The organism is Pseudoramibacter porci (assembly GCF_009696145.1).
In the GTDB taxonomy this organism is placed as follows: domain Bacteria; phylum Bacillota; class Clostridia; order Eubacteriales; family Eubacteriaceae; genus Pseudoramibacter; species Pseudoramibacter porci.
Map to the genome: position 1 here is coordinate 1 of NZ_VUMO01000011.1, position 18830 is coordinate 18830.

Sequence of the window (18830 nt, forward strand, 5' to 3'; positions counted from 1 at the left end):
AAGATAAGATATCTCATCCCTTTAAGGGAGTAAGGCCACTGATAGACGATCAGGTGATAGGCTGGAGGTGAAAGCACAGCAATGTGTTCAGCTGACCAGTACTAATCGGCCGAGGTCTTGATCCAAAGACGTGTTAAACGCTAGACTCTATGTTGTTTTGAGTGACCTCAAACAATTGAATAAACTTTGTTAAATAGGTTTCGTGACTATAGCAGAGAGGACACACCTGTTCCCATCCCGAACACAGAAGTTAAGCTCTCTTACGTCGAAAGTACTTGGCGGGCAGCTGCCTGGGAGGATAGATCGTTGCGAGGCCTTTTTTTATTGCCTGAAATTAAATAGATGTTGAGATTGATTAAAATACTGTTACCTAGAAGGCTGACAGTATTTTTTTTATTCTCAATTAAACTATGTTGTTTTTCATTTTATTAAGATGTAAAATTAAAAAGATTACACTGATAAAGATATAATAAAAGTCTAGTATAAAATCTTTGCGTTCCTTATAGTAAGAAATAATAAGGAGAGGGAAATGTCATTAGATCATGTTTGCAAATGGACGGAAAATGGATGGGTTAGAACAAGTGCAGAAAGTTGTAAAAATGAATTTTACAGAACAGTTCATGCCTATGAACATAAATTAGTGTGCGAACTATGCGGTAAGAACGTTACATTTGTATATGGCTCGAAGCGCATACCACATTTTAGACATGAGGTCAGTGATCAAAATCATTGTCCAGATTATACCGTTTCAGATAGGCAAAAGGATGCACTAAAGAGAAAGTTTTCATTGCCGATTAAATTGATATTTACATCGTCACAAGCAATCGAGTTTAAAATTGGCTTTCCGATTGGCTGCATTAATTGGGAAAATGACGGAAAGATTTATATCGAAAGAAAAAGCAAATCATCTAAGATATATACATATTTATCTGAGAAATTAGACAAAAGTAAAATGACTTATCTAACAGTAGGGAGTGTACCTGCAGAAAAATACTTAATCAAAGATTTTGGTAGTATCTTGAAGAAAAATTGTCCTAGAGAAATTGAAGGAATAAAAACAACAGGTACATTATTTGATAAAGAAACAGGAAAAAAACTGATGCCAGATGCGGATGTCGTTGTTAATCACACGTATTGGCTAATTCGAAGGAAAGGAAGCGAATTTTCATATACGTTTACTGATGCTTTAAGTGTAAATAGAATAATAGATGATCGGTATGGATGGTGCGTTTATGAAATTATGGCAACGCAATTTTCAGAAGATGCAGCGAGCTTTTTCTTGAATTACCACGCGCGCTTAACAAAAGCACCCGTTAAATTATATCCAATATGGCCAGCATGTGTGCAAAAACCGTACGAGGTACTATGCAAAGAAAAGGATCTATTTTTCTTTTTATCTGGTTCTTATGCAAAGTTAATTTCTGATTACTCAGCAACAGAAATGACATCAGATAGTGCGGATTCAGAGGTTGTAAAAGTATTGTGTGACGGTCGACAAAAAACGGCATTTGCAAGTCGCTTCAATGTACTCCAGTATATTTTCTACAATCAAAATAATTTATCTGAATTTGCTAATCGTTTAAAAACAGAAGTAGCGGTTTTAGATGACAATAATCAAGTGATTGAATCTGGAGAACAGAAGGGTTTGCCTTTCAAAAATGTCGTTACGGTCAAAATGAAATACGATGGATTTGCTGAGCTTACAGATTTAAATGGTGTGCTGATAAGCCGAGAACGCGTTAAGGCTGATCAAAAAATACGAATCGAGAATATACGGTTTGGCTGTCAAATAAAAATATACTGTGGGAATGATTGTATTTGGCAAGCATCTTATCAAAGGAGAAGACAAGCTAAATACACCAATGCATCTTCAGACCGCGATTTATTGATCCAACTTGCTTCCTACAAAAAAGATATGGTGCCAGTTCCAATATCGATTGGTGCAATGGCATTAGGCTTTAAAAATGATCCGGCATTATGTCGATGGCTAGCGGTTCAATTGCATAATGGTAAAATTTCAAAAAAAGCATTGAATATACTACAAAGTGAAGTTTTAAAGGGAGAAAGAGGATGACTCATAATGATTTAAATATTAATTTAATTTGCGAAGTGGTACCTGGCAACAGAGGAGGAGATGTTAAATTACAATGGCTTGCTGGAATAAAAAAAGACGAAAGCATAGGGATTCTTAGACCAGATTGGTTGAACCTAAAGGACAAGAAGGTTGACTTCAAGAGTGATGGACCGGAGAAAGTCGGGAAAATTGGGGTATGGAATTGGTCAATTCAAATAGATCCAAATGACGCTGATATTGTTCATATTCAAAGTAAATATAATGAGAACATTAAACCAATTGAAATCATCATTTTAGAACAAAAAATAAATTCACAAGAAGAAATTCCCAATTACATTAGATCAAATGAAGTGACTGCATCGAATAATGGATGCAGCATGTTAATCTGTTTTCCTTCATCAGAAGAAAACATGTATTATGGCATTAACTGCACCGATGAAGCATTTAAAATAACAAATTCTAAGCTTTATCTAGAAAAAAATATAAAAAAACTCCCAGTCTATTCTATTTATGATCGAGAGATTATCAAAACAGAACGGCACGATTTTTATTATTTGCCAAAATTAACACAAACATCCAATTATATTGAATTAAAAAATTCAAGGGAAATATTAATCGATTTACTGATCGAGCGTTCTGAATGGTCATCGTTAAGCGTTAAAGGATTGACTGAGAGAGATTGTAAAACCATTAATAAATATTTAAATAGCTTTCTAAGCAGAGATTTTTATGAAGAATTTGCCACAAAAAGCGGATGCTCGCTCACAGATGCAAAAGCAATATGCAGGGATTTTGTTGAAAATAACCATGCGTATTTAAAAGAAAAAATCGATGGCGAAAACCAATTTTTATGTCAAATTTTAGAGAATAATCGATCCCTTCGTGAAAAATACGAAAAGATAATTGACAATAAATGGCACGAGGAATCCGATTCAAAAATAGAAGCGAAGCAAAAAGAGCTGGACGAGCTGAAAAGGAAAATTAAAAAAGATAAGCGAGAGCATAAAAAATGGGAGAAAGAATCTACTGAAAAAAAAGAAAACGTCCAAAAAGAAATAGAGACACTTAAACAAGAAATAGAAAATGAAAAGCTTGCATTGAAAGAAACACAAAGTGAAAGAACACTAAAGGAAAAAGAACTCGAAGCAATCCAAAAACAGATTTTTGAAAATCAAAAAATAATGAAGGAAAAAGAAAAAGTTTACGCTGATCGATTAGTCGTAGGATTGAATCAAACTAGCAATATTGAAAGAGCTCAAAATAGTGCAGCGTCGCTTTTTATTAAAGGGCAGCCATTAGCCGATGACGATATAGACGAGTTCAGCGACAGAGAAGATTTTTTTGAGTGTATGGCGGACAATCTTGAAATGGCCGCTGGGATGAATGCGGAAAGCAATAATCTACTAAAAGGAATAGCGAGATTTTTATATGCAGCCTATTTAAAAAAGATTCCGGTTTTACTAGCAGGACCCAATGCAAAAAATATTGCAGATGCCTTTTCCGCTGCTGTTTTTGGAAAATGCGCCGATCAGTTTTATTGCGAGGGTGACTTTCAGTACACGAAACTAAAAGAAATGAGCGAAAGTGAATTTGTCACAATCAATAACGTGTTCCACGCAGATTGGATCGATCACATTGATGAAATTACTGGAAGTTTAAATGAATGCTGGTTCACAAATGCCTTTGCAGAAAATCTCATTATCGAACCTAAAGGGCTTTACAATTACATGATTCCAATTGTAACGGATTTATTTGTTACTGGGCGGTCCACAAAAGACTACTACGGCAAGCAGGCAAAAAACTTTGAATTTAAAGAGACGAGTAGAGCAAATAAAAATACAAGACAATTTTTTAAGGAAATCGGTTCAGGCAGTTTGTACCGGAAAAATATTGAAACGGTATTAAAAACCCTTGGCGGAATGCCGGGGTATTGCGAAGATTGGGATTATTATTTTGCACTGCTGCCGTACGCTGTGGTCACAGGTAACGAAAATAGCTTAATTGAAATACTCGAATCCTCTGATCAAAATGTATCTAAGGATTGCCGCAATATCATCGAACAGTATCTTGGTGAAAATCAATGATGAGACGTTTACTGGAAGTGATCGCAAAGGATTTAGACATAAAGCAGGGAAAGAATGAATCGACGTCTGATTGGAAGGCACGGACGGCCTACAGCGCGGCAGGAAAAATGGCGTTGGGTTCGATGTGGGATGAGCAGGAAGACAATGTCAATATCTCGGTACAGCATTTTAGAGACAGAGCAGAACAGGAACTCACAGCGCTTTGCAAAGTTGATCACGACGTTACGAAATTAGCCGATGTGATCAATGAAATGGTAGAGGAAATATATGACATTTATTTAAATTGCGGATTTATTTATCATTCTGCCTACAGAATTGCACCGTGCGAAGAAAAGAAGGTGCAAATTGGGAACTTGTCATTTGTGCGCAGCTGCGGTCTTCAAGAAAAATTACAGGTTTGCGGGCTGGGACTGTATAAGACGTATGCGATGGGGAAATACACGAAAGCAAAAAGCCTTGAGGAACTGTATCAATTGCAAACAGCACCTTACGATCAGTTCTTTGAAAAGTTGATCAAAGATACGGTTTGGCAGGAAACCACATCAATGAACGGTGTTGAATATCTTCGAATTAGGCGATCAACTTATGATAGCTATTGGCAGTATAGTCCAGATGAAGACGTCGTATCCTTAATGAGAATGGGGAAAGAAGGACAAAAAAGCTATTATTTTTACAAAAAAGAGGGTGCAGCCATTTATTACTGTCCACTGCCTAATTGGGTAAGTAATCATTTAGGATTTCGTTACGCTGCAAATTGGGTTCTGAAAAAGCGGGGAACTCTTTTGCCGACGCTTTATTCAATAGATGGCGGTTTGGTCCGGCTTCAAATTCAGTATTTGTATCCGCCTAATATTTTGAATTTTGTCAAACTCTACACTTGGCCGGAATCGATGAAGGAAATAAATGACTTTAATAGAATAACAAAATTGGATGTTTTTCAAATTATTCAGCAGACACTGGAACCGTTAGGATTTCAATTTAAAGAAAGGAAATAAGCAGATATGGCCAATGGGGCAAACTATGTTCAAAAACAATTGCGAACAGAGTTAGAAAATTACATCAAATCACAGTATTTTGGAAAATCACCGCTTTTGTTAAAGGCCATTGATAAAAAGTTGGATCAGGAAGGGATTTTGTACCGTAAGGCTTATATCGAATCTTCTCCTGCGTACCAAATGGTGGACAATGGTATATTTAAAGCGAAGCTGCCAGATTGGCTTAAGCAATTTTTTATGGCGCTTTCAGAAAAAGGGCTTGGCGTTTATTCCTCGCCGTTTAAGCATCAAATCGACGCCCTTGAAAAAGCCGCTGCCGGACAAGATTTATTCGTTTCAACTGGGACGGGATCTGGGAAAACTGAATGTTTTATGTGGCCTCTATTGGCCAAATTGGCGAATGAGGCGCGAAATGGCAAAACCTGGAAACAGCGGGGCGTAAGGGTGCTTGTCATGTACCCGATGAACGCCCTGGTATCTGATCAGATCAGCCGTCTCAGGAAATTAATTGGTGATCCGGAGGAGCAATTTATTCGTATCTTTCGGGAGTCTTGTGGAGAAAATGTGCGCCGTCCACAGTTTGGTATGTATACCGGAAGAACACCCTATCCAGGAGAAGATCCAGACAAAAGGCAGGACCAGGACCACAAGCTTGAAAAAACTTTGAGGAAAATGATTTCCTCTAAAAACGAAAAAGAACAGGCTTATCTCGACAAATTAAAAAAAGACGGGAAAGTGCCGGCGAAAAAAGATTTAAATGCATTTTTGGAACGGCTTCATAACGGCGAGCATAAGCCTGATCCAGAGGACGCGGAACTGATTACACGGTTTGAGATGCAGAAATACTGTCCGGATATTTTGATCACGAATTATTCGATGCTGGAATACATGTTGCTTCGTCCAAGGGAGAAGAAAATTTGGGAGGATACGAAAAAATGGCTCGAGTCCGATCCAGATAATCAGCTGATGTTCATTATCGATGAAGCACATATGTACCGCGGTTCATCAGGCGGGGAAGTAGCGCTGTTGATTCGGCGTTTATTTCACAAGCTTGGGATCGGGCGCGACCGCGTACAGTTCATTCTGACGACGGCGAGCATGCCGAATCGAAACGAAGAAGATCGCCGAAAAGTGATGCAGTTTGCCTGTGATCTGACGGCGGCTGAGGCTCATCATCCATTCGTCTATTTGACCGGTGAAAGAGAAAAAATAGAGGGACTCGCGTCAAGAGACATTCCCTTTGAAAAAATCGCAAAAAAAGAGCCGGGCGACTTTGAAGAAGACACGACACGTTTAGAAGCGCTGAACAATTTCTGGGATGGCGTGGAGGACAGCGACGCGCCGTTTCATACCGTTGAAGCGGCAGCGATATGGATGTACGACAACCTCATTCAATACAAGCCGTTTTCGGAATTGATGCGGCTCTGTCGAGGAGAGGCGTGTTCATTAGATGAATTGGCTTCCATCATTTTCAAAGGTGTCGAAATCGAAGAGGCACGGCAGGCCGTCAGTGTGCTTTTGGCGATTGCGCCAATTGCGAGAAACAAGAAAGGCGCGGTGCTGTTTCCGGCACGCATGCACATGCTGTTCAGAGGCATTAGAGGTGTCTACGCCTGCACTAATCCAGAGTGTGAAAATGCGCACACGGATGGGAAATTAACCCTTGGTGAAATCTTTTTGTCAGACGGTAAGCTGGCGTGTCCGTCATGTCGCAGCAGCGTTTACGAATTGTATAACGACAGGCGATGTGGTGCTTTGTTTTTTAAAGGGTTTGTATTTTCAGATGCTGTTGAAAAGAAAGAAAAAACCTATCTTTGGCGTTACCCAGGGCAAATTGTCGATCAGCGGATGAAGGAGATTCACCTTTACATCCCGCCAAAAGATTATCGGCCGCCGAAAAAACGAGGAAGAACCCCCATTAAATCGTGTTATCTTGATATAAAAAGTGGATTTATTGATTTTGGCGATGATTCTCTTGAGGGTCAGCCGGGAATACGGAAATTGTATTATTGCAATTCTTCTACAAAAGGCAGACCAGATGTGTTGACTTTTAAAACTTGCCCCCATTGTGGACATGCGTTGTCTAGCACGCAGTTGACTTCCTTTAGCACGCGCGGAAATCAGCCGTTTTTTAATTTAATCAAGACACAGTTTCAGGCAGAACCGGCAGTGCCGGGAAAAAATCATGATCCCGAGCATCTGCCCAATGAAGGGCGCAAGGTGCTGCTTTTTTCCGACAGTCGCCAGCGGGCGGCAAAGCTCGCCAGAGACATGTCCGACGCTTCGGATACCGAAGCTGTTCGGAAACTTTTTATTCTGGCGATTGATAGAATGGAGCAAGAGCAATCAGGAGAATGGTCGATGAACGCGCTTTACGATTTCTTCTGTCTTGAAGCCGGAAATCAACACGTTCATTTATTTCACGAACCGGACCGCAATAAATTTATTGACGATTGTAGCAAGGTCATTAAAAGATATAACCAACGGAAGAAACGGAAACGGCAATACAGGCCGACCTTGTCAATGGATAACACACCAGATCAAATGAAGCAATATATTTTGAAGCTTTTTAGTGGAGGCTACAATACGCTTTACGATTCGGCAGTTAGTTGGCTGGAGCCAAAAGATGAAAAGATGGAAGATTGTTTGGATGAACTTGAGGACAGGGGTATAGAGATCGAGGATGAAGCGTTTTACGAGGTGTTTAATGCTTGGCTGATGTGGATCAATGATCAATATACAGCACTGGGGCATACGATCTCTGACGTCATCCGAGAACAAGTACGTCCTAATTATGGTGGTTACGGCCTTCCAACGAATTGGGAATTTCCCAAAGTTATAAGAGAAATCATGAATTGGGATGAACGTCCTGAAGAAAGGGAAATTTGGAAGCGTGTATTTCAGGAACAGTTTCTTGATCGGTCCCAGTTGGGAAGTGGTAACGATTATGTCGACCTGTCTACTGTAAAACCGCGATTTGACAAAACACACACGTGGTATCGCTGTGATCAGTGTTCTGAAATCACGCCATATATGTTAAAGAAAAGATGTCCAAGATGCGGATCAGAAAAAATTCATGCATTCAACGACACAGATATCAAGTCTCTGGAGTTTTGGCGAAAACCGATTGAAAATGCGCTGAACGGCGAGGCCATTCACGTGATCGATACTGAAGAACACACGGCGCAGCTCTCTCATAAAGATCAAAGAGATGATATGTGGTCGCAAACGGAAAAATACGAACTGCGCTTTCAGGATTTAATACAGGATGACGAAACACCGATCGATATATTGAGCAGCACGACGACAATGGAAGTCGGGATCGATATTGGCTCACTCGTGGCGGTCGGTCTCAGAAACATTCCTCCCATGCGGGAAAACTATCAGCAACGGGCAGGGCGTGCTGGCCGGCGCGGTTCCAGCCTTTCGACGATTGTCACATTCTGTGAGGATGGTCCGCATGACACCTTGTATTTTAACGATCCGGTACCGATGTTCAGAGGCGATCCGCGACAGCCATGGGTCGACGTGCAAAGTGAAAAACTATTCCAGCGTCATATCAATATGGTTTTGCTCCAGGAATATTTATTGGACAATAAAAGACTGAGCCTCGATAAATTGCCAGCGGCTGATTTTCTAAAGCGTGATTTAGATGATTTCTGCACGTATTTAGATCATTACATCATGGCACCTCACACGGCGCTTATTCCAGAACAGTCCGCATTCAATTTATCTGAATGTAAGCAATCCCTCAGGCAGGCTTTATCTGAGATGAACGAGAAATTTAAATGTCATCCTGAATTGTTTGGCGTATATAAAAGCGGAGAATTAATGCCCAATCCCAAAACACTGCTGGACGAGCTGTACGAGGATGGTATTGTGCCCACTTATTCTTTCCCTAAAAATGTCGTCAGTACTTATATCATGAAAGATGGCAAAGTAAAGTATGAGGTTCAGCGCGGATTGGATATGGCGATTGGCGAATACGCGCCGGGGCGGGCAATTGTCGTCGATAAGCAGACTTATCAAATTGGCGGGTTGTATTATCCGGGGACTGAATGGCGAGGAAAAGGAAATTCACCGGCGAAGACGTTTATGGATGATCCCAACTACCTGAAAGAAATACGCAGCTGTCCGGAGTGTGGCTGGTTCGGTCTCGCCTCCGAAAATGATGATCAATGTCCTTTCTGTGGCAATACACCGCTTAAACCGATGCGCAAAATGTTAAAGCCGTGGGGATTCGCCCCCAAAGACGGCAAAGCCATTCCAGAGGTGCAGCTCAACGAAGCATATTCAACAGTTCAGCAGCCCTTGTATTCAACACTGCCAAAATCAGACGAGATGCAGCAAGTGCCGGGAGCCGAACATATTCGCATGGCGCAGCGGACGAATCAGCGGATTATTATGGTGAATAAAGGCGTTGAAAATCGGGGCTTTATGGTTTGTGAGGACTGCGGAGCAGCGATGCCTGGCGACGATCCGGACGTGTTAAAAAACGTGTCTCGTCCGTATCAACAAAAATATAGGAAAAAGAAATGTAGCCATGCCAATGCGATCAACGTCAATCTCGGTTACGATTTCGTGACAGATATGCTCGTGCTGGAATTTGCATTGGACGAGTCACAGATTGAAACTGGTCGAAAAAATAACATTTGGCTGAACCGCGCAGCCCAGTCTTTAGCCGAAGCAATCCGCTTGGTTGCGAGCAAAGAACTGGATATCGAGTTCTCGGAACTCATGACTGGCTATCGTCTGCGCAATAGTCCTAAAGGGACATTTGTCGATATTTATTTGTACGACAATCTGTCGAGTGGCGCCGGATATGCAGTTGGCATTGCTGATAATATTCAAAAGATTCTTGAAGAGGTCAAAATACTTCTCGAAGGATGCGATTGCCAAAGCGCCTGTAATAAATGTTTAAAGCATTATCGAAACCAACACGTTCATGGCCTGTTGGATCGTTTCGCCGCCATAGATCTTTTAAGGTGGGGAACCGAAGGAAAAAGACCATCAGCGATTGAATTAAAGGAACAGAAGAAGCTTGTGCGTTCCCTTAGCAGCATATTGCATACAGCCAATTATCAAATCTCGGAAGAATCAAATTGTATCCGAATTTCAAAAAATGGTCATGTGAAAAATTTAGTGATTTACCCGGCTATGTGGAAAAAGCCGAAGCAGTCAGGGACAATCTTTGTAAAAGATACTTTTGTAAAAATTGCCAAACCATATGCCATTAAAGAAATAGCGCAGCAGATTTAATTACAGTCATTGAGCACATATTCTCAATTAATAAGGAGCTAGAATTTTGGAGACGTATCATTTTTACCTCTCTGTTTTTTGCTATAATAGAGACAAAATAATTTAACCTTAGGGGGAAAAACCGATGAGGTGTCACGTTCGCGTTAAAACGGCTGGATTTGTGAAGTGGATGATGGTGTGGATGGCCTTGTTTATGCTATTGAGTGCGGCCCATCCGGTTTGGGCGAAAAGCGTGAAGCGAGCGAAGACGCTCCGAGTGATTTACACCACCCGGGTTGACGGTCAGCTCACTGCCGACGCGAAGGGCCGGGGCGGTGCAGCGAAGCTGGCGGCTTTAATCAAGGCCAACCGGGCGGATAACACGATTGTGGTAGACGGCGGTGGATTTGGCAACGATCTACTCAATGCATTGGTGTACGGCGAGGACGGGGATCCTTGGGGCCTGATGGGCACGATGGGCTACGACGCCGCGCTGCAGACCAACGACAATCGCTTTACGTCCAATTCAAAACAGGCGCAGGTGTTGAAGACACAGAAGAATCAAGCGCCGAAAATCGTCAGCCAGAATCTTTCGTCTCGAGTGTTGACGAAGCAGACCGAACGCATCGCCGTATTTGACAAAGGCGGTATCAAAGTCGGCGTCATGGCTCTTTCTCCGGGAAAAAATTTCTGGACGACAGAACAGCGAGTAAGGCAGGACATTGGTCAGCTCAAGGAAAATCACTGCGATGTGATCATTGCCCTCTCCAATTTATCGAATCGTCAGAACAAAGCGATCGCGCGGCTCAACCGAAACATCAACATCATCGTCGACGGGAAAAGCGGCGAGGAAATTGACGATCCGCTCGTGGTCGGAAAGACGGCGATCGTCTCTGCTGGACAAAAAGGGACGCAAATTGGCGTGATGGATTACGATACCGCGGGCCGAGAAGTCAAAACGGACGGGTTGATTCCCCTGGATGCCAAGGTGAAGGAGGATCCAGATACTGCCGATCAGGTGGGGCGGATCTCGGCTGTGCTGGCGCAGAAAAACGACCCGACGCAGGTTTTGGGTACCAGCCAGAAGGATTTTGCTACTAAAAAAATGAGAACACAAAAATTTGCGGATAACGACACGGGCAACATGATTGCCGACGCGTATGCAGCTCAGGGGAACGATGCGGTCGGTGTGGTGGCGGAGTCCTCCCTTAAAAATGGGCTGGCCCTTGGGGATGTGACGACGCAGCAGGTCGTCGATCTGTTCTCGAGAAATAGTGGCCGCCTCGTGAAGCTGCGGGTGTCGGGTGCTACTCTCCGGGAAATTTGCGAAGTTGACGCGGCGGTGGGCTACCTCTTCCCGGAAAGGCAGCTGTATTTTTCCCATCTCGTGTATCAATACGCGCCAGTGCGCTCGCCGTTTAACCGTGTGACGTCGCTCAAGGTGCAAATCGGAAATAAATGGCAAACCGTGCGGCTGGATCAGACCTATACCGTCATCGCCGATCAGGGTACCGCCGCAGAATTAAAAGCAATCCCGATGAAAATGGCGGTCCAGCAGCAAAAAACATTAGACAGATTGGGATGGCAGGCAGCGGTAACTTATATCAAGGGCTTAAATCAAAGCGGTGAAGCCAGTTTATCAGCCAATTACGTGGTGACACGGGACAGTAAAAAGGCGGATTCGATTCAGTCCCTCGGCGATTATCTGAACAATCCGTCGCGGTTCGGGGTGTTGACTGATTGCGTGATAATTGTTGTCATTGCGCTGATTGTCAGCGCAATCATTGCAGCTCAGAAAAAAAAGCGCAACGGTTTGACACGGCGAACCCAGCGCAGCCGAAAGCTGTAGCTTGCTTCTTCCAATTCATTTCGTGGCAGCTGAAATTTCAGCTGTCTTTTTTTTGTGTTTTATCTGAAGAATCAGGCATTTTGTGGTATGATAAAATTGATACTGAAAACGAAAACAAATATAACAAGAGAGAACAGGAGGGCTTTTATTCATGGGAGTGGCCATTTTTCTCGTATGTTTTCCGCTGTTGGTTGCACCGGTGATGTACCTGATTCCAAATGATAAGGTACGCGGCCGGGTGACGTACGCCTGCGGGGCATTGATCGCGGCGGCGGCGCTGTGTCTGACCGCGTGCTGGGCGGCCGGTGGCATGCAGGTGATCGAAGCTTACGATCCGGCGGCGTGGGTTGACCATTTGATTCTGGCCGGTGAAATCGTGCTGGCGGTCATCGTGACGATTTTGTGTTTTAAATATCACAGAGGCGTCATCAGCCTTTTGGCGATCGTGCCGACGGCGATGATTGCTTTCTTGGAATTAAGGGGACCAAAACTGGCCGAAGTCAACGCCATCTACGTCGATCATCTGTCAATTTTGATGTGCCTGATCATCGGGATCATCGGCGTGCTCATCGTCGTATACGCTGTGGGTTACATGGAAGGCTATCACGAACATCACACCGGATTTGTCAATCGGAAAAATTATTTTTTCATGGTACTTTTTCTTTTTTTAGGGGCAATGTTTGGCTTTGTGCTGTCGTTGAGTCTCCTTTGGATCGATTTGTTCTGGGAGATCACCTCGGTGTGTTCGTTTTTGCTCATCGGCTATACCAAGACCGACGAGGCCATTGCCAATGCCTTCCGCGCGCTGTGGATGAATCTTCTCGGCGGGACAGCGCTGGCCGTCGGCATTGTTTACCTCGGGTATCGAACCGGCAATGTCGCCCTGCAGTCTTTAATCAGTCTGGGCGTGGCCGGAAGGGTAATCGCCGTCATTCCCATTGCACTAATTGCCTTTGCGGCGCTGACAAAAGCGGCGCAGCTGCCCTTCTCGACGTGGCTGATGGGCGCGATGGTCGCACCGACGCCGTCGTCTGCACTGCTGCACAGCGCGACGATGGTCAAGGCCGGCATCTACATGCTGTTTCGGCTGGCGCCGGCGATGCCGGGGACGACGACGGGGATGATGGTGTCCCTGGTCGGCGGCTTTACGTTTTTCATGGCCTCAATCATGGCGATTTCCCAGCGGGACGCCAAAAAGGTGCTCGCACTGTCCACGATCTCGAATCTCGGCCTGATGGTGGCCTGCGCCGGTGTCGGACGGCCCGAAACGATATGGGCCGGCATCTTTTTGATGCTGTTCCACGCCGTATCCAAATCGCTGTTGTTCCAGGATGTGGGGGCCACAGAAAATGCCACCGGCAGCCGAAATATTGAAGACATGCACGGGCTGATGTACCGCCTGCCCCGTCTGGCAATTTTCATGTTCGTCGGGATTGCCGGGATGTACCTGGCGCCCTTCGGCATGCTCATTTCCAAATGGTCGGCTCTCAAGGCGGCTGTGGACAACAACAACATCATCCTCGTGCTGTTCATTGCCTTTGGATCGGCCACGACGGGCTTTTACTGGACCAAATGGATGGGCAAGCTCATCGCCTTCAGCCACCGCAGCGGCCAAAAGGAATCGGACCACATGTTCCCAGAAGAAGTGCTGTCCTTGACGGTGCATGCCGTGCTGATGATCGCGCTGTGCGTGCTGCTGCCGCTGATCTCGAAGGCCTACGTGGATCCGCTTTTGGTCGAAATGTTCGGCACCTATACCGACGTGCTGTCCACGTCGATTTTGATCATGCTGGTGGTTACGATCTGCTTCGTCTTCGCCATCCCGATGCTGTCGATGGTCTACACCCGCAACCTCAAGATGAACATGAAGCTCTCGTACATGAGCGGCATCAACGCCGGCAACAACAAGCGCTTCATCGACGCGATGGGCGACAAGAAGAAAATCTGGCTGGTCAATTATTATTTTGAAGATTTCATCCAGGCCGATCGCATGATGCGGTACAGCCAGATCTTTGCAGCGGCTGTACTGATCATCATGATCTGTGTGGTAATTGGAGGCGTCTTATGATTGAAAAAATAATCGGCGTAGCTGCGTATATTCTGCTGGCGCAGCTGGTCGGTGGTCTGCTCGACGGGCTCGACCGGAAAATCTCAGCCCGGATGCAGGGGCGTGTGGGCCCGCCGCTGCTGCAGCCCTTTTACGACGTGAGAAAGCTTTTCGCCAAGCAGATCGTCGGCGTTATCAACAGTTCTCAGGCGGCCATGCTCTATTCGTATCTGCTCCTGATGGTCTTTTCGGGGTGCATCTTCTTCGCCGGCAACGACATCTTGATGAGCGTCTTCGTCCTGTCGACGGCGTCGCTGTTTCTGTACTTCACGGCGGTCATCACGGGGTCGCCCTACAATTCGATCGCCGCGTCCCGCGAGCTGATCCAGATCATGACCTACGAACCGGCCGTGATCCTCGCCTGTGTCGGCTTCTACATGGCCTCGGGCACCTTCAACGTCAGCGGGATTATCCATTCAGACATGGTCATGATCACGAGACTGCCGGGGTTCTTTATCGCCTTCGTCTTCATCCTGACCATCAAAATGCGCAAATCGCCCTTTGACGTCAGCACCTCGCACCACGCTCATCAGGAGCTGGTCAAAGGGGTCACGACGGAAATGGGCGCACGCAACCTCGCGATTTACACCGTTGCGGAATGGTACGAAGTGGTCTATTTGCTCGGATTCGTTGCGCTGTTCGTCATCAATCAGCAGTGGTGGAGCTTTGTGCTGGCCGTCGTCGTCATTCTGGCCGTCTATTTTTTGGAAATTTTGATCGACAACAGCTCGGCCCGTGTGAAATACGGCGCGATGCTCAAATGGACCTGGGCCATGACCCTCTTGGCGGCGGGGGTCAATCTGCTGATCCTGATGCTGATCCGTTAAGAAAAAAGGAGGAGAACCAATGGCAAAAGTAAAAAAATCGCCGTGGCTGCTGCATTACGACGGATCCAGCTGCAATGGCTGCGATATTGAAACCCTGGCCTGTCTGACACCGGTCTACGACGCGGAACGTTTTGGCGTGGTCAATACGGGAGACCCCCTTCAGGCGGATATCTTTTTAATCACCGGGGGCATCAACACCCAGAATAAAAGCGTCGTCGAGCAGCTGTACCAGCAGATGCCCTGGCCGAAGGTCGTTGTGGCGGTCGGCACTTGCGCCTGCACCGGCGGGATCTTTAAAGACTGCTACAATATTCTCGGCGGCGCCGACCAAGTCATTCCGGTGGATATTTATGTGCCGGGGTGTGCGGCGCGGCCGCAGGCGATCATTGACGGCATTATTCAGGCGGTTGAATTATTCCAGAGGCGGTCGGACGAACACGAGGAAAAAAAGAAAGGAGCGGCCCATGGCCATCATCATTAAAAAAGAGCCAGAGCAGAAGACCATCACGATCGCGGAGCTGCTGCCCGAAGTCATCGCGATCAGAAAGCGCGGGATGCGAGTTTGTCAGATCTGTGCGGCTTGGGTCAATGAGCAGTTCGAACTGAGCTACTCTTTCGCCAATGACGGCAATTATCAGCTGCTGACCCTCCGGGTGGTTATCGACAAGGACGTCGCGGTGCCGAGCATCACGCCGATTTACCCGAGCGCGGTTTTTTACGAAAACGAAATGAAAGAATTGTTCGGCGTCAAGGTCGAAAACATCAGCACAGACTATCGCGATAAATTTTACCGCATTGAAGAAAAGACGCCTTTTGGTCCGGAAAGTGAGGGCGAATGATGGCGAGAAAACACAAACGCAACATCGTGCCCTTCGGGCCCCAGCATCCCGTTCTGCCGGAGCCGATCCATTTGGATCTCGTGCTGGACGATGAAAAAGTCGTCGGCGTGATTCCCTCGGTCGGCTTTATCCACCGGGGACTCGAGGGGCTCGTCGAGAAGTGGGACTTCAAGGAAATGGTTTACGTCGCCGAGCGCACCTGCGGGATTTGCAGCTTTCAGCACGGCATGGGCTATTGCGAGGCGGTGGAGCAGATCATGAACATCGAGGTGCCGCCGCGCGCCAAATACCTGCGCACGATCTGGGGCGAAACCTCCAGGCTTCACAGCCACCTGCTGTGGCTGGGGCTGATGGCCGACGCCTTCGGCTTTGAAAGCCTGTTTTATCAGTGCTGGCGCATCCGCGAAAAAATTCTGGATTTAATCGAGCTGTCCACCGGCGGCCGGGTCATTTTTTCGGTGAACCAGATTGGCGGCGTGCTCAAGGACATGGACGCGGAGATGCTGAAGCATTTCCTCGATGTCCTCGCCGAGGTCGAGACGGAAGTGCGTGAAATTCAGAAGACATTCATGCTGGACTACACGGTTCAGTCGCGGACGGTTGGCGTCGGCGTTATGACTAAGCGGCAGATTCATGCCTGCGGGAGCGTTGGTCCCTTCGCGCGGGCCAGCGGCTTCAAGGTCGACATGCGCAAGCTCGGCTACGAAGCCTATCCCGATCTGGATTTTGAACCGGTGATCAGCAATGACGGCGACTGCTACGCGCGGTGCGACGTGCGCATCCGGGAAATCTTTCAATCCATCGACCTGATCCGCCAGGCAGCGGCGAAGATTCCCGACGGCGAGCTCGCAATCAAGGTCAAGGGCAATCCCGATGGTGAATGTTTTGCGCGGATCGAACAGCCCCGGGGCGAAGCGATCTACTACGTCCGCGGAACAGGGAAAAAATTTGTCAATCGGATGCGCATCCGCACCCCCACCTTTGCCAATCTGCCGGGGCTCTGCGAAATGCTCAAAAACGCGGATTACGCGGACGTGCCGCTGATGATTCTGACGATCGACCCCTGCATCAGCTGCACAGAACGGTAGGTGAGAAAATGGCTCATTTTTTTAGTTTTGCTAAAACGGCATTGAAAAACCTGTTTTCCAAACCGGCAACAACGGCGTATCCCGACGCGCCGGTGGATTACCCGGCGCGCAGCCGCGGCCATATCGACATCGACATCGACCAGTGCATTTCCTGCAGCCTCTGCGTGAGAAACTGCCCGACGGAATGCCTCGCGGTCGACAAAAACGCAGGAACTTGGACGATCAATCGCTTTGACTGCATCGTCTGCGGTTATTGCACCGTTAACTGCCCGAAGCATTGCCTGAAGGTGGTGAAGGGCTACCAGCAGCCGGGCCCGGAAAAGAAGGCGGTGACGTATCAGAAATCGCCGGAGGTCATGGCGGCGGAAAAGGCAAAAAAAGCAGCACTGGCGAAGAAAAAAGCCGAAGCTTTAAAAAAGGCGCAGGCGGCTAAAGAAGCTCAGGCGCAGCAGAAAGAAGGGGATTAAATGTGCGTGGCATGGCCGGGAACGGTGATTTCATGTGAGGACGGCTCAGCTGTCGTGGATTTCAGCGGCAATCGCGTGACAGCTCGGACAGGGCTGGTCGACGTGGCGCCGGGCGATAAGGTGCTGGTGCACGCCGGCTGCGTGCTGCAGAAAATGCGCGAGGAAGAAGCTGAGGAAATGAAAAAATTATTTGAGGCGCTTGGCGATGTCTGATCTAGATCAAACACTTGCGGCGGTTAAGGCGCGTCTGAAGGCTTACGATGGCCCCCGCATGCGGATCATGGAGGTGTGCGGCAGCCACACATCGGCAATTGTCAAAAACGGCATTCCGGGTCTGCTTTCGCCTAAAATTGAGCTCGTCGCTGGCCCGGGCTGTCCGGTTTGCGTGACACCGACGGATTACATCGACCGGCTGATCGCGCTCTCAAAGGAGAAAGACACCTGCGTCGTCACCTTTGGCGATTTGCTTCGGGTGCCCGGCAGCTCGGGCACACTGATGCAGGCGAAGACGGCAGGAGGCCGCGCGGCAATGGTCTATTCGCCCTTCGACACCCTCGCGCTGGCAAAGGCTGAGCCTGAGACGACATTCGTTTTCGCGGCGGTGGGTTTCGAGACGACGGCGCCGGTTTACGCGCTGCTGCTGGATCAAATCCTGAAAGAGCAGATTCCAAACATTCGCTTTCTGACCGCGGTGAAGACCATGCCGCCGGTTATCGACGCCCTCTGCGCAGGCGGGGCCGATGTGCAGGGGTTTATCGCGCCGGGCCACGTCGCAGTGGTGATTGGCGCGGACGCCTTCAAGCCGTTGGCCGAAAAGGTTCAATTGCCCTTCGGGGTCGCCGGCTTTACCGGCCGGCATCTGCTGGCCGCGATCGACGGGATTGTCCGCGCCCGCGGCAGAGGCGTCGTCATGAATTTTTATCCCGAAGCGGTTGCCCAGGGCGGCAACGCGAAGGCGCAGGCCCTCGTCGCAAAGTACTTTGAGCCAGGGGACGCGCTGTGGCGGGGCATGGGGGTCATTCCCGGCTCCGGTTACTATTTAAAAGCAGCGTACCGGCGGTATGATGCCGGCAGCCGGGCGCTTCAGCACGACCGTCCGATGAACGCGGCCTGCCGGTGCGGCGAGGTGCTCAAAGGGACGATTTCGCCGAAGGACTGCCCGCTGTTTAAAACAGCCTGCACGCCGCTGCACCCCCAGGGGGCCTGCATGGTTTCGGCGGAGGGCAACTGCCTTTCGGTTTACAATGAAAATTAAAGGACAG

13 protein-coding genes and 2 rRNA genes are annotated in these 18830 nt (G+C 47.2%); all 15 read left to right on the forward strand.

The window, feature by feature from the left end; genetic code table 11:
• A 23S ribosomal RNA gene (locus FYJ52_RS08020) occupies positions 1 to 125 on the forward strand; the annotation flags it as partial.
• 73 nt (positions 126 to 198) lie between these two features.
• Positions 199 to 315, forward strand: a 5S ribosomal RNA gene (rrf, locus tag FYJ52_RS08025).
• Between the two features lie 214 nt (positions 316 to 529).
• Positions 530 to 2074, forward strand: coding sequence for a hypothetical protein (locus FYJ52_RS08030; RefSeq protein WP_154576709.1), 1545 nt, complete (start codon positions 530 to 532; stop codon positions 2072 to 2074).
• Positions 2071 to 4158, forward strand: coding sequence for a hypothetical protein (locus tag FYJ52_RS08035; RefSeq protein WP_154576710.1), 2088 nt, complete (start codon positions 2071 to 2073; stop codon positions 4156 to 4158). The genes FYJ52_RS08030 and FYJ52_RS08035 overlap by 4 nt, the downstream gene beginning before the upstream one ends.
• Entirely contained in the window at positions 4155 to 5153 is a 999-nt protein-coding gene (locus FYJ52_RS08040) for a hypothetical protein (RefSeq protein ID WP_154576711.1), read from the forward strand. The genes FYJ52_RS08035 and FYJ52_RS08040 overlap by 4 nt, the downstream gene beginning before the upstream one ends.
• Positions 5154 to 5159: 6 nt before the next feature.
• Positions 5160 to 10412, forward strand: coding sequence for a DEAD/DEAH box helicase (locus FYJ52_RS08045; protein WP_154576712.1), 5253 nt, complete (start codon positions 5160 to 5162; stop codon positions 10410 to 10412).
• A 124-nt stretch (positions 10413 to 10536) separates the two neighbouring features.
• The gene (locus FYJ52_RS08050; RefSeq protein WP_154576713.1) at positions 10537 to 12240 is read left to right on the forward strand and encodes a 5'-nucleotidase C-terminal domain-containing protein; all 1704 of its coding nucleotides are present in this window, start codon (positions 10537 to 10539) and stop codon (positions 12238 to 12240) included.
• 151 nt (positions 12241 to 12391) lie between these two features.
• On the forward strand, positions 12392 to 14308 hold the full coding sequence (locus FYJ52_RS08055) for an NADH-quinone oxidoreductase subunit 5 family protein (protein WP_154576714.1): 1917 nt from the start codon (positions 12392 to 12394) through the stop codon (positions 14306 to 14308).
• Positions 14305 to 15174, forward strand: coding sequence for a respiratory chain complex I subunit 1 family protein (locus FYJ52_RS08060; RefSeq protein WP_154576715.1), 870 nt, complete (start codon positions 14305 to 14307; stop codon positions 15172 to 15174). The genes FYJ52_RS08055 and FYJ52_RS08060 overlap by 4 nt, the downstream gene beginning before the upstream one ends.
• Before the next feature lie 19 nt (positions 15175 to 15193).
• Positions 15194 to 15655 carry an NADH-quinone oxidoreductase subunit B family protein gene (locus FYJ52_RS08065; RefSeq protein ID WP_154576716.1) on the forward strand — a complete coding sequence of 154 codons (462 nt, stop codon included), beginning with the start codon at positions 15194 to 15196 and terminating at the stop codon, positions 15653 to 15655.
• Positions 15639 to 16013, forward strand: a complete 375-nt coding sequence (locus tag FYJ52_RS08070) for an NADH-quinone oxidoreductase subunit C (RefSeq protein WP_154576717.1) — start codon at positions 15639 to 15641, stop codon at positions 16011 to 16013. Before FYJ52_RS08065 ends, FYJ52_RS08070 begins: the two co-directional genes overlap by 17 nt.
• Positions 16013 to 17101, forward strand: a complete 1089-nt coding sequence (locus FYJ52_RS08075; protein WP_154576718.1) for a hydrogenase large subunit — start codon at positions 16013 to 16015, stop codon at positions 17099 to 17101. The genes FYJ52_RS08070 and FYJ52_RS08075 overlap by 1 nt, the downstream gene beginning before the upstream one ends.
• Before the next feature lie 8 nt (positions 17102 to 17109).
• A complete protein-coding gene (locus tag FYJ52_RS08080) occupies positions 17110 to 17568 on the forward strand; it encodes a 4Fe-4S dicluster domain-containing protein (protein WP_154576719.1) in 459 nt (152 codons plus the stop codon).
• Positions 17569 to 17781 carry a HypC/HybG/HupF family hydrogenase formation chaperone gene (locus tag FYJ52_RS08085; RefSeq protein WP_154576720.1) on the forward strand — a complete coding sequence of 71 codons (213 nt, stop codon included), beginning with the start codon at positions 17569 to 17571 and terminating at the stop codon, positions 17779 to 17781.
• Positions 17774 to 18823 carry a hydrogenase formation protein HypD gene (hypD, locus tag FYJ52_RS08090; protein ID WP_154576721.1) on the forward strand — a complete coding sequence of 350 codons (1050 nt, stop codon included), beginning with the start codon at positions 17774 to 17776 and terminating at the stop codon, positions 18821 to 18823. Before FYJ52_RS08085 ends, hypD begins: the two co-directional genes overlap by 8 nt.
• Positions 18824 to 18830: the final 7 nt, after the last annotated feature.